22 protein-coding genes are annotated in these 25,802 nt (G+C 35.9%); 10 read left to right on the forward strand and 12 right to left on the reverse strand.

Going from position 1 to position 25,802, the window contains the following annotated elements:
- Positions 1–350 precede the first annotated feature (350 nt).
- Positions 351–545, reverse strand: a complete 195-nt coding sequence (locus tag ABE34_RS07100; protein WP_079560000.1) for an endonuclease — start codon at positions 543–545, stop codon at positions 351–353.
- Positions 546–968: 423 nt separating this feature from the next.
- Here ABE34_RS07100 and recU point away from each other — a divergent pair, with 423 nt between their 5' ends.
- Positions 969–1,619 carry a Holliday junction resolvase RecU gene (recU, locus tag ABE34_RS07105; RefSeq protein WP_197141329.1) on the forward strand — a complete coding sequence of 217 codons (651 nt, stop codon included), beginning with the start codon at positions 969–971 and terminating at the stop codon, positions 1,617–1,619.
- Entirely contained in the window at positions 1,616–4,321 is a 2,706-nt protein-coding gene (locus ABE34_RS07110) for a PBP1A family penicillin-binding protein (protein WP_197141331.1), read from the forward strand. The genes recU and ABE34_RS07110 overlap by 4 nt, the downstream gene beginning before the upstream one ends.
- Before the next feature lie 68 nt (positions 4,322–4,389).
- On the opposite strand, the gene ABE34_RS07115 is transcribed toward ABE34_RS07110, so the two are convergent.
- From ABE34_RS07115 to ABE34_RS07140, 6 genes are all read right to left on the reverse strand, one after another.
- Entirely contained in the window at positions 4,390–4,704 is a 315-nt protein-coding gene (locus ABE34_RS07115) for a YpoC family protein (protein ID WP_197141333.1), read from the reverse strand.
- Positions 4,701–5,363, reverse strand: coding sequence for an endonuclease III (gene nth, locus ABE34_RS07120; protein WP_197141334.1), 663 nt, complete (start codon positions 5,361–5,363; stop codon positions 4,701–4,703). Before nth ends, ABE34_RS07115 begins: the two co-directional genes overlap by 4 nt.
- Positions 5,364–5,375: 12 nt before the next feature.
- Positions 5,376–6,104 (reverse strand): DnaD domain-containing protein, encoded by a 729-nt coding sequence (locus ABE34_RS07125; protein WP_197141335.1) that lies wholly within the window; start codon positions 6,102–6,104, stop codon positions 5,376–5,378.
- Between the two features lie 109 nt (positions 6,105–6,213).
- Positions 6,214–7,509: an asparagine--tRNA ligase gene (gene asnS / locus ABE34_RS07130; RefSeq protein WP_079559994.1), complete on the reverse strand. Its 1,296-nt coding sequence runs from the start codon at positions 7,507–7,509 to the stop codon at positions 6,214–6,216.
- 346 nt (positions 7,510–7,855) lie between these two features.
- Positions 7,856–9,049, reverse strand: coding sequence for a pyridoxal phosphate-dependent aminotransferase (locus ABE34_RS07135; RefSeq protein WP_197141336.1), 1,194 nt, complete (start codon positions 9,047–9,049; stop codon positions 7,856–7,858).
- A 16-nt stretch (positions 9,050–9,065) separates the two neighbouring features.
- Positions 9,066–9,548: a DUF5590 domain-containing protein gene (locus ABE34_RS07140; RefSeq protein WP_197141337.1), complete on the reverse strand. Its 483-nt coding sequence runs from the start codon at positions 9,546–9,548 to the stop codon at positions 9,066–9,068.
- A gap of 531 nt (positions 9,549–10,079) precedes the next feature.
- Here ABE34_RS07140 and ABE34_RS07145 point away from each other — a divergent pair.
- Together ABE34_RS07145 and ABE34_RS07150 are read left to right on the forward strand one after the other, a co-directional pair.
- On the forward strand, positions 10,080–12,104 hold the full coding sequence (locus ABE34_RS07145; protein ID WP_241747146.1) for a multicopper oxidase family protein: 2,025 nt from the start codon (positions 10,080–10,082) through the stop codon (positions 12,102–12,104).
- A 398-nt stretch (positions 12,105–12,502) separates the two neighbouring features.
- Positions 12,503–12,898 (forward strand): hypothetical protein, encoded by a 396-nt coding sequence (locus tag ABE34_RS07150; RefSeq protein ID WP_197141338.1) that lies wholly within the window; start codon positions 12,503–12,505, stop codon positions 12,896–12,898.
- 81 nt (positions 12,899–12,979) lie between these two features.
- Here ABE34_RS07150 and ABE34_RS07155 read toward each other — a convergent pair whose 3' ends face one another.
- Positions 12,980–14,242 (reverse strand): MFS transporter, encoded by a 1,263-nt coding sequence (locus tag ABE34_RS07155; RefSeq protein WP_197141339.1) that lies wholly within the window; start codon positions 14,240–14,242, stop codon positions 12,980–12,982.
- Between the two features lie 585 nt (positions 14,243–14,827).
- Here ABE34_RS07155 and ABE34_RS07160 point away from each other — a divergent pair.
- From ABE34_RS07160 to ABE34_RS07170, 3 genes are read left to right on the forward strand one after another with little or no spacing between them, the layout of a single operon-like run.
- Positions 14,828–16,582: an ABC transporter ATP-binding protein gene (locus ABE34_RS07160; RefSeq protein ID WP_197141341.1), complete on the forward strand. Its 1,755-nt coding sequence runs from the start codon at positions 14,828–14,830 to the stop codon at positions 16,580–16,582.
- A 17-nt stretch (positions 16,583–16,599) separates the two neighbouring features.
- Positions 16,600–17,277: a response regulator transcription factor gene (locus ABE34_RS07165; RefSeq protein ID WP_197141342.1), complete on the forward strand. Its 678-nt coding sequence runs from the start codon at positions 16,600–16,602 to the stop codon at positions 17,275–17,277.
- Positions 17,274–18,347 (forward strand): HAMP domain-containing sensor histidine kinase, encoded by a 1,074-nt coding sequence (locus tag ABE34_RS07170; RefSeq protein WP_197141344.1) that lies wholly within the window; start codon positions 17,274–17,276, stop codon positions 18,345–18,347. Before ABE34_RS07165 ends, ABE34_RS07170 begins: the two co-directional genes overlap by 4 nt.
- A gap of 42 nt (positions 18,348–18,389) precedes the next feature.
- Here the strand turns inward: ABE34_RS07170 and ABE34_RS07175 are convergent, their stop codons facing one another.
- A complete protein-coding gene (locus tag ABE34_RS07175; RefSeq protein ID WP_197141346.1) occupies positions 18,390–18,977 on the reverse strand; it encodes an NAD(P)H-dependent oxidoreductase in 588 nt (195 codons plus the stop codon).
- Between the two features lie 120 nt (positions 18,978–19,097).
- On the opposite strand from ABE34_RS07175, the gene ABE34_RS07180 reads away from it, so the two are divergent.
- Positions 19,098–19,535, forward strand: coding sequence for a MarR family winged helix-turn-helix transcriptional regulator (locus ABE34_RS07180; protein WP_197141348.1), 438 nt, complete (start codon positions 19,098–19,100; stop codon positions 19,533–19,535).
- A gap of 178 nt (positions 19,536–19,713) precedes the next feature.
- Here the strand turns inward: ABE34_RS07180 and ABE34_RS07185 are convergent, their stop codons facing one another.
- Entirely contained in the window at positions 19,714–20,964 is a 1,251-nt protein-coding gene (locus ABE34_RS07185) for an ATP-grasp domain-containing protein (protein WP_197141350.1), read from the reverse strand.
- A gap of 374 nt (positions 20,965–21,338) precedes the next feature.
- Positions 21,339–22,481 carry an FAD/NAD(P)-binding protein gene (locus ABE34_RS07195; protein ID WP_197141354.1) on the reverse strand — a complete coding sequence of 381 codons (1,143 nt, stop codon included), beginning with the start codon at positions 22,479–22,481 and terminating at the stop codon, positions 21,339–21,341.
- 222 nt (positions 22,482–22,703) lie between these two features.
- On the opposite strand from ABE34_RS07195, the gene ABE34_RS07200 reads away from it, so the two are divergent.
- Both ABE34_RS07200 and ABE34_RS07205 read left to right on the forward strand, forming a co-directional pair.
- A complete protein-coding gene (locus ABE34_RS07200; protein WP_197141356.1) occupies positions 22,704–23,615 on the forward strand; it encodes a DMT family transporter in 912 nt (303 codons plus the stop codon).
- Between the two features lie 87 nt (positions 23,616–23,702).
- Entirely contained in the window at positions 23,703–24,476 is a 774-nt protein-coding gene (locus ABE34_RS07205) for a YqcI/YcgG family protein (RefSeq protein ID WP_197141358.1), read from the forward strand.
- On the opposite strand, the gene ABE34_RS07210 is transcribed toward ABE34_RS07205, so the two are convergent.
- Positions 24,473–25,798: an amino acid permease gene (locus ABE34_RS07210; protein WP_197141360.1), complete on the reverse strand. Its 1,326-nt coding sequence runs from the start codon at positions 25,796–25,798 to the stop codon at positions 24,473–24,475. The genes ABE34_RS07205 and ABE34_RS07210 overlap by 4 nt on opposite strands.
- Positions 25,799–25,802 lie beyond the last annotated feature (4 nt).

Consider the following 25,802-nt stretch of genomic DNA (forward strand, 5'->3'; position numbering starts at 1 on the left):
AATGTCTCCCAAAACCTTTGGCGATGAGCGTTAAAATATATTTTTATTATTAGGTTGGTACTACTTAAAATACAGATTGATCTACATTAATATAAACGCATAATCTCATTATAAGCTAGTTTCGAACCTGCTATTTTAAAATTCATCTACATTTTCGTTACACAGTCACGAAGTCTTTATCACAAAACGTGATGCTTTTTAGCCCTCGTCCCACTCACATCTTTGACCAAGGAGTCCCCTGTTTCAGTAAATGTCTAATCAAACATATCACTCTAGGTGACAAAAACTGTATGAAAAATGCTCATATTGAGTTAGTTACACTGCATATGAGATAAGTGTACCAAAGTCTATCATTTTTCACTACTAATAGGCGAACAAGCATTCTTTACTTGCCAGTTCTTTTCTGCTAAGCTTACTTTCTGGCTAACAGATTTGAGCTGCTCAAAGAAATGCATACTCTGTGCATTGTTTTCCAAAGACACTCTTGTTAACAGTAATTGATTGACCAGATCCAACTGCGCAACTAATTGTTTTAACTTGTTCAAAATAACGCCTCCTTTGCTTTAATTTATGTATTCCTCGTATGTATAAAATTACCTTCATGCGTGACAAAATAAGCGTAAGTTAGCTGAAAGAAGAAGTATTTCGATAAAAAGTTGAACTAGTCTATTAAATTCCCTTGTCTTGAAACTTGGAATCAAATAGAGAAGTTAGCGTGGAATACCGTATTTTCTATAAATCCGCTTAAAAATTTCATCAGTTTTTTTGGCGATTCGCGTGAAAGAGCTAATTAAATTACTTGCTATTTTTCGACTTTAGGAGGCGAAAATTGCCCAAAGATTGATCATCTGCGGGTAAATTTAACTATAAAAAATCTAGCGTCAATCATACTATTAATGGAAGTAGAGAACTGCTACTTAATCGTGGTAAACTATTGTATAATAGCAGTATTATAGAGGGTGAACTAAATGACAATTCGTTATCCGAATGGGAAATTGTATTCCCCCAATCCTACTGTTCAAAAAACGGTAAAAAAGGGGAAAGAAAAAGATTTTTCTTTTAGTAATCGAGGAAAAACACTAGAAGATGAAATTGATGAAGCAAACGATTATTATGTAAAAAGACGACTTGCTATCATTCATAAGAAACCTGTTCCCGTGCAAATCGTCAAAGTAGAGTACCCATCACGAAGTGCTGCAGTTATTCGTGAGGCTTATTTTCGAACACCGTCAACAACAGATTACAATGGTGTTTGGAACGGGCGTTATATTGATTTTGATGCAAAGGAAACAGCTTCAAAGACCAGTTTTCCCCTAAAGAATATTCACTTACATCAAATGACACATATGCAGCAAGTGACGGAACAAAATGGTGTGGCCTTTATTATCGTTCGTTTCTCGGCTTTTGAACGATATTTTATCTTGCCATACGATGTTTTACAAAAGGCCTGGCTAGCGATGGAAAACGGTGAACGTAAATCGATCCCCTTTTCTACTATAGAAAAGGAAGCTTTTGAAATTCCTACAAGCTATTATCCACGTATCGATTATTTACCGATTATCCAACAGCTCATTGAAGCACAAAGTCATGGTTCTGAAAGTGAGGAGATAGTAGAATGACTGAACGTCGTCCAACACGCGGTGAGCATCAAAAAGCTCTCGCTCAAAAAAATAAAAAAAGCGCTCCGAAACCATCGAAGAAAAAATGGTTTAAGCGCATTACACTAACACTTGTAGCAATTATGGCTGCTTGTTTTATTGGTGGTGCTGGGTTATTCGCCTATTACGCAAGTGCCGCACCTGAATTAGATGAAAACTTACTGAAGGACCCCGTTTCTTCTGAGTTCTATGATAAAAACGGTGAATTATTTGCCACAATTGGTGCAGAAAACCGTAAATATGTAAAATATGAAGATATACCTAAAGATATGGTGAATGCAATCCTTGCAACGGAAGATGTACGCTTTTTCGAGCACGGTGGTATGGACTTTTACCGCCTTGGTGGAGCAATACTTGCTAACTTCCGTGATGGCTTCGGGGCACAAGGGGCCTCTACATTAACACAGCAAGTTGTTAAAAACTCATTTTTACAAAATGAGAAAAAATTAAAACGTAAAGCACAGGAAGCTTGGCTAGCCTACCAATTAGAACGTAAATATTCAAAAGAAGAAATTTTTGAAATGTACTTTAATAAAATGCTGATGTCAGGTCGTGTTTATGGCTTCGGAACAGCAGCTCAATATTTCTATGGGAAAGAACTAAAAGATTTAGATTTAGCTGAAGAAGCATTACTTGCAGGTTTAGTACAGCGCCCAAATGCTTACAATCCATTAAAAAATCCTGAACTTGCGGAAAAACGCCGTAACACCGTTCTAGGATTAATGTATCAACATAAAAAAATTACAAAAGCCGAGATGGAAGAAGCAAAGAAAGTAAACGTTACAGCCGGTCTAGCTGACGATGCGACACGCCAAAAATTTGCTGGCTCTAAATATGATGCCTTCCTTGATGTCGTTATTAATGAACTAGAGGATAACGGTGATGGTAGTGCAATGGCAGAAGGTATTAAAGTTTACACAACACTTGATCCGAATGCTCAGCAAATTGTTGAAAATATTATGAATGATAACAATAACTTCCCAACAGAAGAAATCCAATCGGGTGTATCTGTTATTGATACGAAAACTGGTCAAATTCAAGCAATCGGTGGCGGACGCAATTACGGGGCTGAACGCGGTTGGAACTATGCATATGACTTACATCATCAACCAGGTTCAACTATGAAACCATTACTAGATTATGGTCCAGCAATCGAAAATTTAAAATGGTCAACAGGTCAAACACTTGTGGACGAACCAATGAACTACACTAATACGCGTCAAACGATTACAAACTGGGATAATAAATATATGGGTGCTATAACAGCACGTAAAGCTTTATATGCTTCACGTAACGTTCCAGCTGTTAAAGCATTACAAGAAGTTGGTATTGATAAAGCTAAAGAATTTATTGGTCGTTTAGGTATTAATGCTAAAAATGTTTACGAATCCGATGCAATCGGTGGTGGAGATATTACGATGTCTCCTACGCAAATGGCTGCTTCCTTTGCAGCATTTGGAAATAATGGTGTTTACACTGATCCTTATTCAATTACTAAAATCGTTTACCGTGACGGTAAAACAACAAAAGACTACACACCAGAGTCTAATGTAGCAATGAGCGATTATACAGCTTATATGGTGACAGATATGTTACGAGATGTTGTCGGCAATAAGCCGGATGCATCAGGTACTTACGCCAATGTACCTGGATTAGATATCGCAGGTAAAACAGGTACAACAAACTACGCAGCTGCTGATTTTAGCAAGCATAATTTACCGGATACAAGTGTACCGGATTCATGGTTTGCTGGGTACACTACAAACTATTCAATCGCTATTTGGAGTGGTTATGAAGAACACTTTGATCCAATTACAACTTGGGATGAGCGTCGTTTACCACAAACTTTATTTAAACAAATTATGCAAGGCATTTCGGAGAACGTTGAAACACCACGTTTCAAAAAGCCAAACTCAGTTGTGGAAGCTACAATTGAAGTAGGATCAAAGCCACTTAAATTAGCAAGTAGTTTTACTCCGAATGAGTTACGTCGAACAGAGCTATTTGTACGTGGTTCAGAGCCTAATGAAGTTTCAAATGAATACGCTGCACCAGAGCTTTCTACACCTTACAATGTAAGTGCAAGCCTAGATTTAGAAGGTCAATCTATCAATATTTCTTGGGAGCATGATGCAATGCTTAATCCGGATTCAAATGAACCGCTACCAACAACCTTTGAAGTATCCGCTAAAAAAGAAGGTGGAGAGACTATTCCTCTTGGTACAACGGAAAGCAAAGGTTTAACAGTTAGCAATAAATTGGAAGATGGCAACTATACGATTTCCGTAGTAGCAGTTGTAGATGGTACACGCAGTAAACCAGGTACAACTACTTTCCAAGTAACAGGTACGGCTGAAGAAGATAAAGAGCCAGATACACCTGAGGAACCTGATGTTGAGGAACCAAAGGAACCGGACGAAAATGGCAATACCGAGGACAACGGTAACCACAATGGTAACGGAAATGATAACAATGGCAATACCGGAAACAATGGGAACAATGGCAACAACGGTAACGGAAATGGGAATGGGAATGGGAACAACGGCAATGCAGGAAATGGCGGTACCCCTCCAGGTAACAATGGCAACAATAATGGTAGCCAGCCACCAACAACGCCAACTGACCCAACCGCTCCGGATGATGGTACCGGTAGTACTGAATAAAAAAAGTAGAGTAGCTTAATGCTACTCTACTTTTTTATTGTTCTGATTTCTGAGATTATCTATCTGTATTACTTTTTTGTAGCCTGCAAACGTAGTCGCGCTGCTCGTTTTTTTGTTTCCTTAAATAATTCATCAAGCTGACGATAACAAGCATATTGGCTTGGCTTGGCTTTTATAAAGTTTAGTCGTTCGACACCGTTAATGGGTAATACTTCATCCCCTGCTTCCTGCACTAAACGCCCAAACAATAAAATGGCCTCTTCCATCAATCCTTTTGCTTCACCATTCCTTGCATCATGTGCTGCATGAATTTTGGCTTCAAGTTCCGTCCATTCTACAAACCAAGCATCCATTTTTTCCTTTGCGATTGCCTCTACATTCACGATTCCTTCACCAGCCCTTTTTTCAAACGCTTTTGCCCTTCTCTACAATCATCAAATAAAGGGCATGTGTGACAGCCAGGATTTTGAGCCTTACAATGGTAACGACCGAAGAAAATTAGCTGATGATGTGTTTTCGACCACTTGTCCATCGGTGTTTTTTTCATAATTGTTTCTTCGACTTCTAATACTGAATCCTTCCAGCGACAAAGCCCTAATCGTTTAGACACGCGCTCTACATGTGTATCCACTGCAAGTGCAGGAATATCAAAAGCTACAGACAACACGACATTAGCCGTCTTACGACCAACACCCGGCAACGTAACTAGTGCTTCACGACTTGCTGGTATTTCTCCCCCGTATTCCTCTAATAGTCGTTGACATAAAGCTTGAATGTTCTTCGCCTTATTTCGATACAAGCCAATGGAGCGAATATCCTGTTGCAGCTCCTCTAAAGTTACAGCTAAATAATCTTCAGGCTTTTTATATTTTTGAAACAATGTTTTCGTTACTTTGTTTACAAGTACATCCGTACACTGTGCAGATAATAGCGTGGCAATCGTAAGTTCAAACGGATTGTCATGCACCAACTCACAATGTGCATCTGGGAACATACGATCCATTTCCGCTAGACAATGTTCCCATTGTTTTTTTGTTAACATGTCGGAAGCCCCCTATTCTCTTTCTTCTAACCAATTATAAAATGGTACTTTATTTGTCGACTGCGATTCTTGCTGCATTGTACGAACTGACGGTCTGTTAAATGTTTGCTTTTCACGGAACTGCTCGCTTTGCTTCTGTGCAGCCTGTGGTGTCGTAATATTTTTCTTTTTCCACTCCAGTAGTATTCGATCAATATAACGAATACTTAGCTTGCCAGCAAATACAGCCTCCTTCAACGCTTCTTTAATAAGCGCTGGACTATGCTTATCGTCATCTAACCAAGACCCTATTTTTTCTAGCTCTAAAGGAGATAAAAGACGTCCCATTTCCTCTTCAAATAATCGGAAAATCTCACCCTCTTCTTGTCGGAGTGATGCTGCTGATTTTTGCTGTTCCTTCATTTCAATAATCTGCATAATACGCTCCCAAAGTGGGTACACCGAGTATTTTTCATATAGTTTGCCGTTTGCGTCGACGTCGCTTGTTATTTCAAGGAAACCCTTTTGCATTAATCGCTGTAGATGTGAAGTAATATCACTGCTAGGCGTTGTTAGACGATTCATTAGATCATTAGGCGTTGGAAAATCATTCCCCTCTGTATAGAATGCAAGTAAATGCATAACAATCAGTGCCTCATCATCCTCAATTTTTAACTCCTTATAAAACTGAAAAAAAAGCTGAGGAATTTGAATCATTCTCTGCTCAGTCCATGTACGGAGTCGATTATTATTTGCGCTCATATGATACTTGACTCCTTTTCCATCGTAAGTAGAAAAGCCGCGTAGACATATCACTACGCGACTTTTTTTAATTTTACACTTTCAAAACCTAAAACAAACTAGTTATAGCTTATGGATATAGGCGGTTTAGTAAACGTGGGAATGGGATTGTTTCACGAATGTGCTCCGTGCCAGAAATCCATGCCACTGTACGTTCTAATCCTAGACCGAAGCCTGAATGCGGTACAGAGCCTTGTTTACGTAACTCTAAATACCATGCATAAGCGTCTAAAGATAAATGATGTTCTTCAAGACGAGATTGTAATAAATCAAAGTCATGGATACGCTCAGAACCACCAATGATTTCACCATAACCTTCAGGTGCAATTAAATCTGCACATAATACTACATCATCTCGGTCAGGATGTGGTTGCATATAGAATGGTTTAATACCTACTGGGTAGCAAGTGATGAATACAGGTTTGTCAAATGAATTAGCAATTGCCGTTTCATGTGGTGCACCGAAATCATCGCCCCATTTAATATCATCAAACCCTTGTTCATGCAATAATTTTATAGCATCGTCATAAGAAATACGCGGGAATGGTGCTTTAATATTTTCAAGTTTAGATGTATCACGACCAAGTCGCTCTAAATCTAATTTGCAATTTGCCAGAACAGATTGCACAATATGCTCCACGTATTGTTCTTGTACTTCTAAGTTTTCTTCAAATTCAGCAAATGCCATTTCAAGCTCAATCATCCAAAACTCGATTAAATGACGGCGCGTTTTAGATTTTTCAGCACGGAATGTTGGACCGAATGAGAATACTTTACCTAATGCCATCGCAGCCGCTTCCAAATAAAGCTGACCAGATTGAGAAAGGAATGCATCTTCATCAAAATATTTTGTATGGAATAGCTCAGATGTACCTTCAGGTGCTGAACCCGTTAAAATTGGTGGATCCATTTTTGTAAAGCCTTTGTTGTTAAGGAACTCATAAGTTGCGCGAATAATTTCATTACGAATTTTCATGATCGCATGTTGCTTACGAGAACGTAGCCATAAGTGACGGTTATCCATTAAAAACTCAGGACCGTGCTCTTTTGGCGTAATCGGAAAATCAGTTGCAGCATGTAGTACTTCAATACCCGTTACAACAAGCTCACAACCAAAGCTTGAACGCTCATCTGCTTTAACCTCACCTGTAATGTACATGGAAGTTTCTTGAGACATACCTTTTGCAATTGCAAAAATTTCTTCGCCTACTTCTTCTTTTACAACAACGCCCTGTACAAAGCCAGAACCATCACGTAGTTGTAAAAAGGCAATTTTACCACTTGAACGTTTGTTAGATAACCAAGCACCTAGCTTGATTGTTTCGCCGATATGCTTTGGCATATCTTGAATCATAATTTTTTTCATAGAAATCCTCCAAAATTCAATCAATTGTGCCTTGGCATAATTGCGTCTGGAATCGGCTTTGTGCTTAGGCCTGCATGATGCAGGTCAGTTAGCCGTTATCGCATGGATGCAATGATTTTAGGCTAACATCCTATTTCAGAACTCCTTTCCGATTCCATGACATCCGCCGGAGGCTTTAGGCCAACACGATGTTGGTCACTCAGTCGTTGCCACAGGACGTGGCGTTCTTAGACTGAGTTCCGCTCTTTCAGCGGGCGTTTGGACACCCACTGAAAAATAGCTTACATTCGCATTCATCTCACCACCTATAGAGGTGAGAGACTTCTGCTGAAAGATGTTAAAAGGGTTAGTCTTGCCATTTTGATTTTACAAAAGTATCAATTCGACGGACTGCCTCTTCTAATAAGTCTAAAGATGTAGCATAAGATAATCGCATTGTAGTTGGTGCACCAAAGCCAGAACCTGGGATCACTGCTACGTTTGCTTCTGTTAAAATATCCGCAGCGAATGCATCTACAGAATCATAGCCAGTATGAGCCATAGCTTCTGCTACATCTGGTAATAAGTAGAATGCACCTTGTGGTTTTAATACGTTGAAGCCAGGAATTGCACTTAACTGTGGATAGATTTTTTCAAGACGTTCTTCGAATGCTTGACGCATTTCTTCTACAGCGTCTTGTGATCCATTATAAGCTTCCACTGTTGCATATTGTGCAGTTGTTGTTGCGTTCGAAGTAGAGTGTGATGCAAGGTCAGTCATTGGTTTAATAATGTCCGCATCCCCTGCAGCATACCCGATACGCCAACCTGTCATAGAGTGAGATTTGGCAACACCGTTTACAACGATTGTACGTGCTTTCACTGCATCAGATAGCTGTGCAATTGAAAAATGCTCAATACCATTGTATACAAGCTTTTCATAAATTTCATCTGACACGATTAAAATATCTTTTTCTTCTGCAACGGCAGCAATTTCAGCTAGCTCTTCGCGGGAATAAATCATACCTGATGGATTGCTAGGAGAGTTTATAATCACTGCTTTTGTTTTATCTGTCACAGCAGCTCGTAATTGATCAGCAGTAATTTTATAGCCTTGCTCACGTGTGCCTTCCACATAAACTGGTACACCGCCTGCTAATTTAACTTGCTCTGGATAAGATACCCAATAAGGAATCGGAATAATAACTTCATCGCCCTCGTTTAAAATAACTTGGAATAAAGTGTAAAGAATATGTTTTGCCCCAACACCTACAATTACTTCATTCGGCTTGTATGTAAGATTGTTGTCGCGTTGAAGTTTATCGATAATAGCTTTCTTTAGTACCGGAAGACCGCCAGCAGGTGTATATTTTGTTAAGCCTTTTTCCATCGAATCAATGGCAGCATTTAAAATATTTTGTGGCGTGTTGAAATCTGGTTCACCAGCGCCTAGGCCAATAACATCAATACCTTGCTCTTTTAACTCCTTCGCTTTCGCAGTAATGGCTAAAGTTGAAGATGGTGTTAAAGTTTTTACACGGTTTGCTAATAAATTTTTCATACGGGATCTACTCCTCTTATAAATTCGTAATGCGCTTCCACCAGTCGCCGTCCTTAAACATAATATAGACATAGTTGAGCTTATCGTGATCGTTTAGGTATGAAATTTCCCAAACAGCACCTGGCTCCTCATAGCCTAATTTCACATTGAGGACTTTTTGTACATTTCCTTCCTTTTTTAAAACCGATAATGCTTCCTTTTCCGTAATTCCATCTTTTAAATCTACATCCTTAATCGAATCAGCTTTTAGATTCGTCGGAACAAAGACAGCTTTTTTATCACCATATTCATCTACCCCGAACACAGTGACATACGAATGTTTGCCATTATATGTGTAGGACTCCGAGACAATTGCGAGGGCTTTGGCATCAAGTGCCAACTGTTCAGCCTGTTCTTCAATTGAATCGAATGGAGCCTCGGCTTTCCAGAGTACTAAAATACTAATGACAAGTGACAACGAAACCATAAAGACAGCAATGAAAATCAACCAGTTTTTCATATATTCACCTTATGTTTCACATCTAGCTTATTCTTTAACACGAATGCCTGATGCTTTTGCATGTTTATAACTGCGTATTCATTCATTTTGCTTTCCATTTTTGTCAACCTGCTTTCTTTCCTCATACCACAACATTATACAACAATTTTGTGCTGTCGTGTTTCTTAATTTCATATATTGTACGTTGATAACATAACGTTTTCAAATGATTCGGGTAGTAATTTTTCTCTTTTTCGTTCAGCCCTAAAAAAAGGTAACCTTTTTAATATAAAAATTCCTATTCACCATTGCAATAAGGAACTAAAATTTCAGCTAAAAACCATGACCATCATTTTTAAAGTGTAGATTTTATTTATTGAAATGTTTTTTGCTCAAACACCCTTGCTTGGAATATCGAACTCCTGCAGATGCTTAAATATCAGTATTTTTTTATTCGCACAGTATCTCCATTATTGTCCTAGTCGCCCATTATTTTTACCCATATGATGAGGTAATTAGCAATTTTAAGAATTAAAAAAGGGACGTGATGTTTTGACGAAAGAAGTCAATCCTACAGATCCAGCAACAATACCAAAATTTGTGGATGAGCTGCCAAAACCGGTTACCGCTAAACCAAAATACTATAAGGGGCCACAAAGAAAAGATTATTATGAACTTAAAATGATGCAAGCAGAGCATTGTTTCCACAAAGATTTCCCAAAATCAATTATATGGGGCTATAACGGGCTTTATCCCGGACCAACTATTGAAGCTAAAAAAGACAAAAGCATTTATGTACGCTATTTAAACCAATTGCCTTCAGAACACTTTTTACCAATCGATTTTACACTTCATACGGCAAACGATTCACAAGAAGTAAGAACTGTTACACATTTACATGGCGCAAATGTCGATTGGGAGAGTGACGGTCATCCCGAGGCATGGTATACACAAGATTATGCACAAACAGGTCCAAATTTCAGAAAGGAAATACATGAATATACCAATCATCAACCCGGCACAACACTGTGGTACCATGATCACGCAATGGCGATCACCCGTTTAAATGTGTATGCGGGATTAGCAGGTTTTTATTTACTGCGGGATACACTTGAAGAGCGTACTAATCTACCTTGTGGTGACTATGAGTACCCCATTTTAATTCAAGATAAATCGTTTAATGAAGATGGCTCTCTTTTCTATCCTGATGAACCGCCATTCCCCGTTCCGGTACATCCATCTATTACACCTGGCTTTGTCGGTAATACTATCGTCGTAAACGGGAAGGTCTGGCCTTATTTAAATGTCGAGCCTCGTAAATATAGATTTCGTCTTCTTAATGGCTCCAATAGAAGAGGTTATGTCATTAGCCTTTCAAACAGTGAGCCTTTGATACAAATCGGAACAGATGGGGGCTTTTTATCAGCCCCTCAAGAAATTCAATCAGTTGAGTTATTGCCGGCAGAACGAACTGATGTCATTGTTGATTTTTCAAAATATGAAGGTCAGGAAATAACGTTAATCAATTCTGATGAAGATTTTATTGATGAACATACAAAAGTCATCATGCAATTTAAAGTGTGCCTTCCGCTAAAATGTGAGGATACTAGTGCAATACCAGAAAGACTCGCAATATCAATGGATTTACATCCCCACGATGCAAATACTGAAAGGCATTTACCCTTATCCGCCACGACAGATGATTTTGGTCGACCAATGTTATTATTAAATAACCAAATGTATCATGACCCTGTAACTGAAAAACCTACACTAGATAGTATAGAGATATGGAATTTCATTAATACTACACCGTTTGATCACCCTATCCATCTTCATTTAATTCAATTCAAAATACTAGAACGACGCCCTTTCAATATGGCGCTCTATCAAAATGAAGACAGACTGGAGTTTACAGGTCCCCCTGAAAATCCGCATATCTATGAGCAAGGTTGGAAGGATACTGTAAAAGTGGAAGCTGGGAAGGTTACGAAAATCATTATGCATTGGAAAGATCATGTCGGTCATTATATGTGGCATTGCCATTTCCTAGAGCACGAAGACCATGACATGATGCGACCAATACTCGTCATGAAGGAGGTTCTCCCTATGCAAGAGCCACATACTGAAATAGAGCACCATGAAATTGAGCATGCGCCAAAACAGAATCATAGTGACTCTACTATAATAACAGGCAATAATGAGCACACTGTACCGCTCCTTAATACTATTCAAAACATGACTCCGACAGAAGAAATAATAGAAAACACACATGCTTCTGTGCAAACAACTAATTTAGAAGATGAAATAGAATATATTCCGCAAACTATTCCTCTCTTAACTAGTACCCAAAAAATCACTCGCCCTACTAAAACAGCTTATTCAGAAAACAATGTCGAATATAATCAGCTATCTAAACCATTTTTGAACAATACTCAAAATATCATTTTTTCAAAAGTGGAACACTCAGATCATAATCAATTTTCTAATATTGAAAGTGTTCCTAAGCAAACCTTCTCGTCTGCTGAGTTCCAACCACGGCAAAGAATATCACCTAGGCATCGAAGAAGATGGTTTTAATGCTGCAAATCTAAAGCGTAGACATAAGTCAAAAACTAATTGTTTTTACGAAGAATCGTATAAAATAAAACCGCAGGAAATCAATTTATAAACTTTGATTTCCTGCGGTTTTTTATTCATCATTTCCCTTTCCATTTGCTCCCCTATATCATTCATCGCTTGTTCAGGTGAAGCTAATTGTCAGCTACTGAAAACAACATTCATACAAAAAAGCCAAACTTCCACTCAACTGCTAGGGAAATTTGGCTTTTCCTATTTTATAACTAGTAGTTAGTTTTGTTGTAAAGAACAAATTGGAACACCATACCATTTCATTCACCTTACCATCAAGCGGTTTAATTGTTAATATTAAGCAGAAAGGATAGTGTATTGTATGAATTTAATCGCGGAGGATGAGTATGAATAATATAAACTACGTAATAGTATCTTTCGGATATATTATTATTGCTTACGTTCAAGTATTTTTTAATGATTCGTTACTTTTGCAACTTCTATCTCTTCCTTTTATCATTGTGCCTATTTATATTTTCTTTTTGCTTTTAAAAATAAAATTAGAATTTCACAAATTCTTACTTTCTATATATTTAGGATTCTTTTGTTTTGTTATTATTTATTCTTTTATAATTTTATTCCCTTCGCCCTTTAAAGAACTGCCCCCGGGCGAAATTGTTTTAGGCGCGGATCTTATATTGATCTTTTGGACATCAACAATACAATTTTTTATTCTGAGCTTATTAGCTGTCGTTTTATATTTATTCCATAAAATATTTAAGAAAAGATATAAAGAGTGGTAAAAGCAACAATCTTTTAGAAAACAGCCAATTTTATTACCTGCGAGTATTCAAAAAGGTTGTTGCAAAAGTGGAAAGCGAGAATCAATTTGCTGCCTCGTTCTTTTCAAATCGTAAAATCCTCTTTGTGGCAATTGCCATCACTATCATGGCAATACATATCATTAAAATAGGAATGTAGACTTTAACACTAAATGCTTCGAATAATAAGCCATATATTATTTGCCCAATAGGTGCCATACATTGTGAAACGGCAATGATAATAGCCATGACCTTCCCTAAGTGTTCATTAGGTGTTTTTTTTTGTACAAGCGTAATAACATAAATAGAGATGATTGTCATAATCATAGCAATTAAAAGTGCGCTCAAAACAAATAAAATATAAGATGGAAAATAGCCTATATTCAGCAGCAGAGGCGTAACCGCTATAGCCATCGGGACAATCAATAAAGCAGTAATGAAAATCCAGCTATACAAATTAGAGATACCCATTTTTTTTGCAAAGTACCCCATAGATAAAGCTCCTAAGATCGTAGCAAAATCGATTAACCCCATTCCTACTCCGTACAATGTATCACTACTTTGCATTGTAACACGGAGAATAATCGGTACACCTACGACAAACAGCGGTGTTAATAATAAATTTAATAATGCCGCTAAAATCATACATTTGAAGATAAAAGATTGCTTCACAACATAACTAAAGCCCTCTTTCAAATCATTTACCAGCGTCGGAATAATATGACCGTCCTGCTCTCGTTGCATAAATGGGATATGAATAAACATCTCTAATATGGCCGAAATGAAAAAGAACACACCGCTCACCACGACTAGCACTTTTAAGCCAATCAAACCGTATAGTATTCCACCTAATACAGGAGCAGCAACATTAGACAATGCTTGAATACCATTAACAATTCCATTAGCTTGCTCAAGTTTTTCCTCTTCTACAAGAACCGGAATACTGGCCATTACTGCAGGTGCATACATAGCACTAACAAGAGAAAGCAGTACCATCACAACACCAATAAGCAAAACGGAACTATTACCAATTGTTAGCATTACAAAGAAAGTAAACACAATTATGCTACTAGTAAAATCGAAAATCACCATTAAGTTGCGTCTATTGAACCTGTCAGCAACGGCTCCCCCAAGCGGTGCTAGTAATATTGGAACGCTCGATATCGCAAACAATACTGCAAAAAGATCTGCACGTCCTGTAATATCAAGTACATAAAGTGATAAGGCAAACCTTAAAAGCGCAGAACCTAAAATAGAAATAATTTGCCCAATCACCATCAGGTTAAAATCTTTTGAAAAGCCTTTTCTTTTAATCTGTGATTCCATTCATTAGACCCCTTCCTTTTAGAACTATTAAAGTAACTATCATTCACGTCTATCTTGAACCCATTAGAAAGCTCTTATTTCCGCTACGGGCTACTCGCTTTGTTGCTGCCGCTTCGCTTTCGCACAGTTAAAACATTTGTTGCTGCCGCTTCGCTTTCGCACAGTTAAAACATTTGTTGCTGCCGCTTCGCTTTCGCACAGTTAAAACATTTGTTGCTGCCGCTTCGCTTTCGCACAGTTAAAACATTTGTTGCTGCCGCTTCGCTTCACAGAGCAAAGCTTCCTGCGGGCGAGCGTCGAACCGCTTCCTCCACTACGCTACAATCAGTTAAAATGGAAATATATTAGGCAATACAGGAAATAGACCGACTGTCGGTTTATAACATTGTATGATAATTCTCCAAAAAAAGGAACTTATTTTGAGCTTCCACTAAAAATTTTATATTTGATCATACTTTTAGGATTAGATCCATATCGCAAGCATCACCTCTTGCTCATTTCATATTCAGTTCATAAAGACATGCTATAGTAAGATAAATAAAAGATTCATATTTTATTGTTGATGAAATTAAAGGAGGATTTACTTTGCAGGAGGCATCAAAAGATACGACAAAAACGAAGGATTGGCGACGCTTTGTTCGCTTAGTCAAACAGGCTGAGCCACCGATGTGGCTTTTAATTATTTCATTTATTATGAGTTTAGCGACTACAGGTGTTGGCTTTATTGTTCCGTTATTTACAAAAAAATTAGTCGATGGCTTTTCATTAGAGTCACTTGATTATTGGCAAATTATTATATTAGGTATTGCTTTTATCGCGCAAGCTATCGCAAGTGGACTTTCCATCTATTATTTAAATCGTGTCGGACATCATGTTGTCGCGAAACTACGAGATCAGCTTTGGAGAAAGCTTCTTCATTTACCTATCCCTTATTATGATGAGAACGATACAGGTGAAACATTAAGTCGCGTTACGAATGACACAGCTGTCGTAAAGGAGCTTATTACAGAACACCTTGCAAACTGTTTATCTGGTGTTATTTCCATTATTGGCTCCATCATCATTCTATTAATCTTAGATTGGAAAATGACATTAGTGATGCTAATTGCTGTTCCACTTGCTATGGTTATTTTAATGCTTTTAGGAAGACGTATGTTTGTTATTTCAAAAGGAATGCAAGATGAAACAGCAAAATTCACATCCGTTCTTAATCAAGTTTTACCTGAAACACGATTAGTAAAAGCTTCAAATGCAGAAAATATTGAATATGAGCGTGGCAAAAAGGGAATTACAAACCTCTTTACGTTTGGCTTAAAAGAAGCAAGAATCCATGCACTTATTTCACCATTAATTTCGTTTGTATTAATGTCAGTCCTTGTAGCCATTATTGGTTATGGTGGTGTACGAGTTTCTTCAGGAGAACTTACAGCTGGCGACATGGTAGCATTTATTTTATATTTAATCCAAATTATTATGCCAATGACCCAATTAACGATGTTCTTTACACAGCTTCAAAAAGCAATGGGTGCTACAGAGCGAATCAGTGCTTTACTTGAGCATGAAGAAGAAAATATTTTCGAAGGAAATACATTAGAAAAAGTAAATCAGCCGATTTATGTAAAAAATGTAGACTTTGCTTATGGAGAAGAACTGATTTTATCGAATATTAATTTTACTATTGAACCTGGTAAAGTTACGGCTATCGTAGGACCTAGTGGTGGAGGAAAAACTACAACATTTTCTCTATTAGAAAGATACTATCAACCTACAAACGGAAGTATCACACTCGGAGAAACGCCTATCAACACGTACTCCCTACATTCTTGGAGAAAGCAAATCGGCTATGTTGCTCAGGAGAGTGCACTGTTGTCTGGTACGATTCGCGAAAATATTTGCTACGGTATTGACAGAGAGGTGAAGGATGAAGAGCTTGAAAGAGTTGCCAAAATGGCCTATGCCGATCAATTTATTAATGAACTACCAGAACAATTCGATACAGAAGTTGGAGAACGTGGCATAAAGCTTTCTGGTGGTCAACGACAACGAATTTCGATCGCCAGAGCACTTTTACGTGACCCTCAAATATTAATGCTAGATGAAGCAACATCTAGTCTAGATAGTAACTCGGAAATCTATGTTCAAAAAGCATTGGATAATTTAATGCAAGGTAGAACAACGCTTGTCATTGCACACCGCCTTTCAACAGTAGTAGATGCAGACCAAATCCTTTTTGTAGAGAAAGGACATATTACAGGCAGTGGCACACATGAGACTTTATTTGAAACGCATGCTATGTACCGGGAGTTTGCCAAACAGCAATTACGTATTAAAGAGGAATAATGAAGGGATTTGTTAGCATGACAAAATTATTAGTTGTAGATGATGACGCCCATATTCGAGAATTGGTAAAGATATTTTTACAAAACGAAGGTTTAGAAGTAATTGAAGCTACGGACGGTGTGGATGCACTGTCCAAATTGGATTCTGATAAGGTGGATATGATTATTATGGATATTATGATGCCAAATATGGATGGCTGGGAATTATGCGAAGAAATACGTTCATTTAATGATAATCTACCGATTTTGATGTTAACCGCAAAGGGAGAAACTTCACAAAAGGTAAAAGGTTTTAATCTTGGAACAGATGATTATCTTGTTAAACCATTTGAGCCAGCAGAGCTGATCGTTCGTGTGAAATCAATACTTAAAAGATACCAAATCTCCCTTTCTCAACTTGTGGAGGCTGGCAATATTAAGTTAAATCGTAATACACATGAAGTCTTGTATAACGGTAAATCTTTAACACTTCGTTTAAAGGAATTTGAACTATTATTTACATTAGCAAGCTATGCTGGGAAAACTTTTTCCCGTGAACAATTAATCGAAGAAATTTGGGGTTACGACTATGAAGGTGATGAACGTACTGTTGATGTCCACATTAAAAGACTTCGTCAACGTTTCCCACAAGATACAAGTGGATTTGTTATTCGTACAATTCGCGGTCTAGGCTATCGATTGGAACTTGTTTCATGAGAAGATTAAAAAATAGTTTAAAGCTTTTTTTAATTTTAATGCTTCTTCTTACCATTAGCATCGTATTTGCTTTTATTTCCTACCACATAACTTCCTGGCTTTATGATTGGTTAGGCAAGCATCCACAAGGTTTCTTGCTCCAATTATGGACCGTAGTCGGTGTTTTTGTTCTCTTTGCTTGCACTGTTATCATCACCTTTTTAATTGGGCTAAAAAGACAACGGAACTATTGGAATACGATTGTAGATGCATTGAGTCAGATTGCTAAAGGTGATTTTACTGTCAAATTAGATCTTAAAGCAGATGACGAAGATCAATTTGGTCAATTAATACATGGCATCAATCATATGGCGGTTGAGTTAGGTGAAATGGAAAGAATGCGCCAAGAATTTATCTCAAATGTATCGCATGAAATTCAGTCACCTCTAACTTCTATTAATGGCTTTGCTAAAGCATTGAAAAACATTGATCTCCCAGAGGATAAGCGACAGCATTATTTAGCAATCATTGAGATGGAAAGTAATCGACTATCAAAAATAAGTGACAATTTACTAAAGCTTACTTCATTAGAATCACAACATCACCCCTTCGAGCCAAGTCATTACCGGCTCGATAAGCAACTTCGCAACGTCGTATTAACGCTTGAGCCAAATTGGCTAGCTAAAAACATCGACATGGATCTTCAACTAGAGAACATTTCGGTCATGGCGGATGAGGACTTAATGAATCAAGTATGGATGAATTTACTAAGCAACAGCATTAAATTCACGCCAGCTGCTGGCATTATTACAATATCTATGACGCAGCAAATAGATACGATTACTATTGCCATTCATGATAATGGAATTGGTTTAACAGAAGATCAACAAAATCATATATTCGAACGATTTTATAAGGCGGACCAATCGAGGTCAGCTGAGAATGGTGGAAGTGGCTTAGGACTATCTATTGTCAAGAAAATCGTCGATATGCATAACGGCACAATTACTGTGGAAAGCAAACTTGCTGAATTTACCACGTTTTTTGTAACACTACCGTTAGAAGTCAATGTGACTCATGCAAACGAATAGGAGATTCCTACTTCGTCTGCACGAGTCTATTAGGCAGATGAACTAGGAAGCTACTTTTCTAAAATATTGATAAACTTTTTCGAGTTTTTTTCTTTGTCTCCCCTTCTTACTTTCCATATTGCCAAACTCAAAAAACTTCACTTGTTTAATGCCAACAAAATTAAATAACGCTCTTTTCATTAATATTTTATGCGCATTATTCAGCCATAAGAGTGGGTATTTTGTTGGCCCCTTCATTGTTGAAATACACACTACTGATTTTCCCTTTAAAAGCCCTTCAGGAAATAGCCCCTTCTTATCTTTATACGCAAAATTGGCCGCAAACAATTGATCAATATACCCTAAAAGCATTGCAGGTGGTCTTCCCCACCATATCGGATAAACAAAAACGATTTTATCAGCCCACTTAATTTGTTCACGATATTTCTCAAGCTTTGGATCACGAAACATATCACGACGACGTTTATGTTCATGAAATTCTAAAATCGGGTTAAATTGTTCCTCGTATAAATCTAAAACTTGAGTCTCCTTTATGGAAGGATTGTCATGACAACCATTAATAACCTCCTGCAAAAAAGCATAATTCAAACTTTTATGATTGGGATATGTATAAATAATTAATGTATTCATTAAGCGCCTCCATTAGTTATCATTTGATAACAAAATAGTAAACTATCTAATTTTAGTTGTCAAATGATAATTGTTTTAAGATAAGTTTTTTGTTATCTTGTCAGTAAGAGGTGAACCCATTTGGACAAAAAACAATTATTTCATCAGTTCGTGGCATTTACAGCAGCGGTACACCAAGTAACGCACGAACTAACTCAAAACGTTAAAATCGATAATATTACACCTGTACAATATAAAATTTTAGAATATATAAAAGTAAGCCAACCAGTTACTCCTACTGAAATTAGTGATTGCCAGCATATGTCCTTACCTAATACAAGCCGTGAATTACGAAAGCTACAGGAAAGAAAGTTTATTGAAAAAATTAGCGATACTGAGGATCGAAGAAAGCATTATGTTTGCCTGACAGTGGATGGAGAAAAAATAATGGAGGAAGCATTCGCCTGTATAGAAGAACGCTTCCAACAGCTTATCCAACATACTTCAAAAAAAGATTTAGAGGATATTCATCATGCATTAAACATTCTTGACGAAAAGGTCTTTAATCCAAAATTATAAAAAGAACCAGCATGCTTTTAAAGCTTTGCAGGTTCTTATCTAAGCCTTTAATGTTGATTTATTCAAAATTTTCAGATTTATATAAATAAAAAAACAATACTACCTTCCACATATCTGAAATAAAATACTAATTACATTGCCAAAGGGATATTTCATAAATATTCAGAAAATACTCATTTTAAAAGTAAGGAACAACTTCTTTATAGTACTCGCCATTCATTTCATTATGACGAATTTCATTATATTCATTCTCTATATCTTCAAAGGAATCGCTTAATTGGTATACCCACCCTGGATGATTCATAGGTTCATTGGTGATATTTATTAAATTATTCTCAGCAGTTAAGTTTATTTTCTCCACAGTAGAAAGATCATTAATGTTAAAAATTCCAGGTTTTAAAGAGCCGTTTATATTTGAAATTAGAAATGTTATTCTTAATTTTTTTCTTTGTTTTTTAATTGCAAAATATTTTCGATAAAATATTTCATTATCTATAAAGGAGTACGCTGTCAACTCAGCCTGAGTGTATCCTAAAGCTTCTTTTAAAATTTGTTCATCTATCGATAATCCCATTGTCCTTGCTCCACTTTCTATTATTACTGGTCCTTTATCAGTCAATCTTATTTCAGTATGTGAAGCACCATATTCTATTCCTAAAGAAGTTAAAACTGACTTTGTATAAGATATTAATTCTTTATATTTCTCATCATCCATGGGTAATAGATCCCAATAATCATAAATTATTGATGAGTCCTCTATTTCTACTAGTCCTTCATACCAAATATCTGTAATATAATGTTCGCCATTAATTGTTACAGCATTCACCATATATTGCTTACCTGCAATATATTCTTGTGCTAAAACTTCTGTATTTAAGTAACCTAAACTATTTATTTTATTCATAATATTGTAATAAGCATCTTTTATATCTTCAGATGTTTTACAAAACCTCACATCATCTGAAGCAGCACTATTTAAAGGCTTTATTACAATTGGCCAGGAATCTATTTTTTTTGACCATTTTAAAATTTCGTTTAAATCACTTGACTGAATCTGTTGAGCCGTTTGTAACCCGTAGTTAGAAATCGTTTTTATCATATCAAATTTGTTTCTTCGTGCAGTACTTAGTAAAACATTATTCCCAGCAACTTCGAAATGATGTGATAAGCTATCGGCAAGCACTACCCCAGTTTCGGATCCTGTAATTATTATAGAGGGACTATATGGCTCCAATTGATTCACTAAATTATCTATATCTTCCTCAAATATAAAATTACTTACGAAATCCATACTCTTAAAAGATTTTTTTAAAATCTTAGGAATAGTTTTTGAACTTTGTACATGGATTAGGGTATATCCATTATCTCTGAAATACTTGGCAAGCTGGTTTCCTGTTGAGTAAGCATCTACAATTACACAATATTTCATTCTCTAATACCTCTTTCTATTAATTTTGTTTTAAAATTAAATTAATTGTAGAACATTATTTTTTATGTGTATTACTAAATCCTCTGCAACACTAGTAGCTATTCTCGTAATAAATTCTAAGTTGTTTACAACGAAGTAATTTCCACTAGTTATATATCCAATTGCTCGAATATGCGGGTTTTCATTATTGCTTTTTGAAGATATTACAGAGCCAGTATTAAAATTCACTGCAATTCCACCAGCTGAATGATGTCTAACTAAGCCTTCTTTTAACATTTGAACAATTAAAGAGCTTTTAGTGATATCTTTCGAAACACCCGTAGCATTAATTAAAATATCAAAATCCTCTTTTTCATCAGTTTTTAAAAAGCTAACTAAAAAGTATTTTTTATATAGTTTATATCTTTAATACCACCTTTTATTTTTAATTCTTTATTTTTTAATGAATCTAATATCTGATTGGCGTTTACCAAAGGAACTGCTGCTCGCCTAGGAATATAATACGGTAATAATTTTTCCACAAAATATTGTTTTTCATCGCTTTTAATTCTATGCCATTCATTATCTAATATAGGATGTGTTTCTCTTAAAATATTAAACCAGGTATTATCATTTATTGATAATTGCATATTATACTTAAAAGATTCATAATCAGTTGTTTCCTTATTCTCTAAAAACAACTTTCTCCAATCAATGTTATTTATTGTGAATTCTTCTAAAAATAATCCTAATAACTTATTTATATTAATGTTTTCCAAACATTTTATTTTTTCTTTCGTAAAGAAATTTAAATTATATTTCGAATCTTTTCCTCTTACACTAGGTAAGATACCCCTTCTTGAAATCATAGTTATATTTTTACACCCTTTTTGCTTTAACAAGAGAAAACAATCAATTGCTGTTAAACTACTTCCAACAATCCCTATTTTTTTATTTAAGTTTATATTATCTAAATTTTGCATTAATGGATAAGGATTAGATATGAAGTTTTCAACTTCACTTAAACCGTAAATGTTAGTATCCACTTTTCCACCAATTGCTAAAATAACGTAGCTGTATGTCAATATAGAATTTTCCGAGGATTTTATTTCTAAATTTTCAGAATATTTTTCGACTATTGATTCAATGTATTCTTTTTTATGATTTATTACACTTCCTTTTATTTCAAAAGAATTTTTAGTATCCTCAAATACATCTTTCAGATAATCACCAAAAATTTTTCTAGCAATAAATTCACTTTCCTGATATTTTTTATAAATTAAAGGTCGATTTTTAATCCAATCTAAAAAATGTGTTGGATCGTTTACATCTATAGACATATCTTCTGGCGGTCGATTTAAACGAATAAATTCAGGTTCACGTAAATAGGCATTCCCTCTCCCTAGATCTTCATTCGGTTCGTAAATATCAATTATTAACTTTAAATTATCAACATTTTTTCTTAGTTTTCTTTCAAGCGAGTAGACAAAAGCAATGCAACTAGCCCCGCCGCCTACTACAGCTAATCTCGTTTCCATAATATCACTCCTTTATAATTATTTAACAAAAAGAATACTATTTCCCTAATTTTTTCAAATGATTTTATATGTAAATATAATGACAAAATTCTATATATTGACTAAAATGTTAGTCCGTAATAATATTAATAAATATCTAAATATTGGATAAATACAGAAAATACAGATTATTTATTATTTTAATTAGAATTATAGTCTTGGTACATTAAAAGGAGGAATCATATGGAACTTACACTTCAAAGTAAACATAATTTACATGCAATTGGGGTATTATCTTTAATTCTTTCGGCAATTTTAACTTCTGTTAGTCAAGTTTATTATGCAAATCGTGTGCAAGCTGTACACCCTTTTCTTTTTACAGGTATTAGCTTTTTTATCACAACATTATATTTTCAATTTTTTTCAATTAAGCAGCAGTCATCAATGAAATGGAATAAAACTACTACTCAAATTTTATTAAAATTAAATTCTGCATCTGTTTTAGCCTTTATGGGATTTTATTTTGCATTAAAATATATTGAACCAGCGATTGTAAGCTCACTAGAAATGGGGTTAGGTCCCTTATTTGTTATATTATTAGCGATCAAGCAAAAACATCATATAAACGTAGCAAAAGTAAGTATTGCTATAGGTACTTTAGTGGCTTGTCTCATATTAATTTATGCAATATTTACTGGGAAATCGGCATTGATAACTTGGAGTAAATTCAGTTTATTGGGTATTCTAGCTAGTATAATATGTGGGTTAGGTGCAGTTCTTTGTACACTTTATTCAAAGAAGTTAAGTGAACTAGGTTGGACTAGCTCAATGATATTATCTAAGAGGTTTTATGGCATTATTTTTTTGTCGTTGATTGCTACATATGACGTAATATTAGATTATTTGATTGGAAATATAGGTTGGATATTGCTAATGACTTTACTCGGTGTATTAGTTCCTATGTATCTATTACAAAAAGGAATTCAATATTGCTCGCCTTTCTTTGTAATGATGTCATTGTGTTTTATTCCTGTTTTTACTTTTTTCTTTCAGCTTTTTGATACAAGGTTACAATGGTCTAATATCACTTTTCTAGGCGTTGTTTTATTATTATTGTTAGGAATTTCAAGTGTTATTGTAGATAGGAACGAGTAACGATTCACCAAAACATTGACTCATTTACATCGTCACATTTTCACTCTTTCTTTAATAGTCTATGGATGTAAGAAGGAGGAGACATAAGTGGAAGTAGCAGTGTTAGACAAGAAGTGGATAGAAGAACATTTTGAAACACTTCCATTATGGCAACAGTCAGCATATACCGACTTCGCTGCCATGGTTGCAGATGAAGTCAATACATTCCCCTGTATTCCAGCTAGAAAAGGGTTTTTATCGAACCATCTTCGCTATAGTTTTATCGGCGATCCACGAGAGGAACAATCGATAAAGACGTTAGCACTATGTTTAAAAGAATACGATAAGCACTGTCAAACATTCGGCAACTATACAACACATACCATTTTCTTCAAAACACCTAATGATATGCGTAAAAACTTCAATGTTACGGATTATAATAATTTATTTTGGTCAGTTTTAAACAATTTAACTAAATTTGATGATATCGATTGGCCAAAGGAAATCCCAACCGATCCATCACATCATGAATGGGAATTTTGTTTTAACGGTGAGCCTTATTTTGTGTCTTGTGCAACGCCCGCACATAAATTAAGAAAGAGTCGTCATTTCTCAACTTTATTAATGGCATTCCAGCCACGCTGGATATTTGAAAAAATGAACGACTCAACTGCATTTGGTCGAAAATTAAAGAAGCTTATTCATCAACGCATTACAGAATACGATGCTATTCCCGCTCATACTGATTTAAAATGGTACGGGCAAGAAGGTAGTTATGAATGGAAGCAGTATTTTTTAAGCGATGATAATCGTAGTCCATCGAAATGTCCTTTTTTACGTATGCAACAATCGTTAACTTTTCCACAGAACAAAGAACTTTAAGCTTTTTTATTATGTTTTTGCCTTTTCATGACAATCCAAGTCGCAATCCCTATTAAGATGATAAAAAGCAGGCTCACGAAAAAACCGAGTCTGCTTGTTTTTTCCCCTAACGTTCCAGACACTGTCACTACAATGAGCAATATTCCTATTCCGTTCTTTACAAGCTCCCATTTCGACAGCTTCATTAGCTTCATATAAGTCACTAATATAAAGAGCCAATTATAAATTAGCATTAAGCCTGCAGCTGTAATCAAATATTCAAAAATCTTTTCTGGCATGAGGAAGCCTATAACAATCGTTATGATTAGACCACAAGCTAAAAAAAGAAATGCAGGAAATGGAATCTTCATTTTCCCCTTCTTCGCCAGAGAAGCTGGGGCATCATGATCCTCTGCCAGTGTAATGAGAATTGTTATAACTGCGTATAGAGAGCCTACCATTGTTGAAAATCCTGCAATAATTAAAACACCATTAAAAATATCTGCAAAAAAAGGTATGTGATAACCATTAAGCGCTGTAATAAATGGGCTTTCCTCAATAGTAAAGTCCTTCCAAGAAACAAGCGCCAAGGCAAGCATAATAGCGATAATAAAAATGACAGTTATTGCAAAAATCATCACTTTTCCAGCTTTCGGTGCTTCTTTAGGGTTTTTTAAATCAATGACCATTAACCCCATAACCTCAATTCCTCCAAATGCATAAAAGGCGTATAACAGTCCAAGCCAAATTCCTTTCACACCTTGAGAGAAAAATTCTTCGTAATTTGCATACAGCGCATCGAGTGTAGTAGTTTCCGTATTAAACCCTTTTATAATTAACACAACCGCTATTATAATAAACATGACCACTGCTGCAGCCTTTAACGCACCAAAAATATTTTGAAACTTTTCAAAGCCCTTCATGCCCATTAGAATAACGGCTAATCCAAGTGCAGCATAAATAGATGTAGCAACCCATAAAGGAAGCATTGGAAACCAAAGCTTTGTAAAAATACCAAGCGCCATCAATTGACTGCCCATAATAAGTATTTCAGAAATCAAGTAAATCCAACCATTACTGAATCCTGCCCAATTTCCAAAAGCTTGCTTTGCATAAGTACGAAATGATCCCTTATCTGGATTGTCAACTGACATCTTGACAAGAGCATCATAGACGATATACGTAGCAATCGCCGCTAACAAAAAGGGAATGACAACAGCAGGACCACTTTTATGAATGGCCATACTTGTCCCAAGGAAAAATCCTGTTCCTAGTGTACAACCTATACCGAGGAGCGAAAGCTGCCACCAAGACAACCTTCCTTTACTTGTGTTAGATGTCATTTTG

The sequence above is a fragment of the Lysinibacillus sphaericus genome (assembly GCF_015844675.1).
GTDB lineage: Bacteria > Bacillota > Bacilli > Bacillales_A > Planococcaceae > Lysinibacillus > Lysinibacillus sphaericus_E.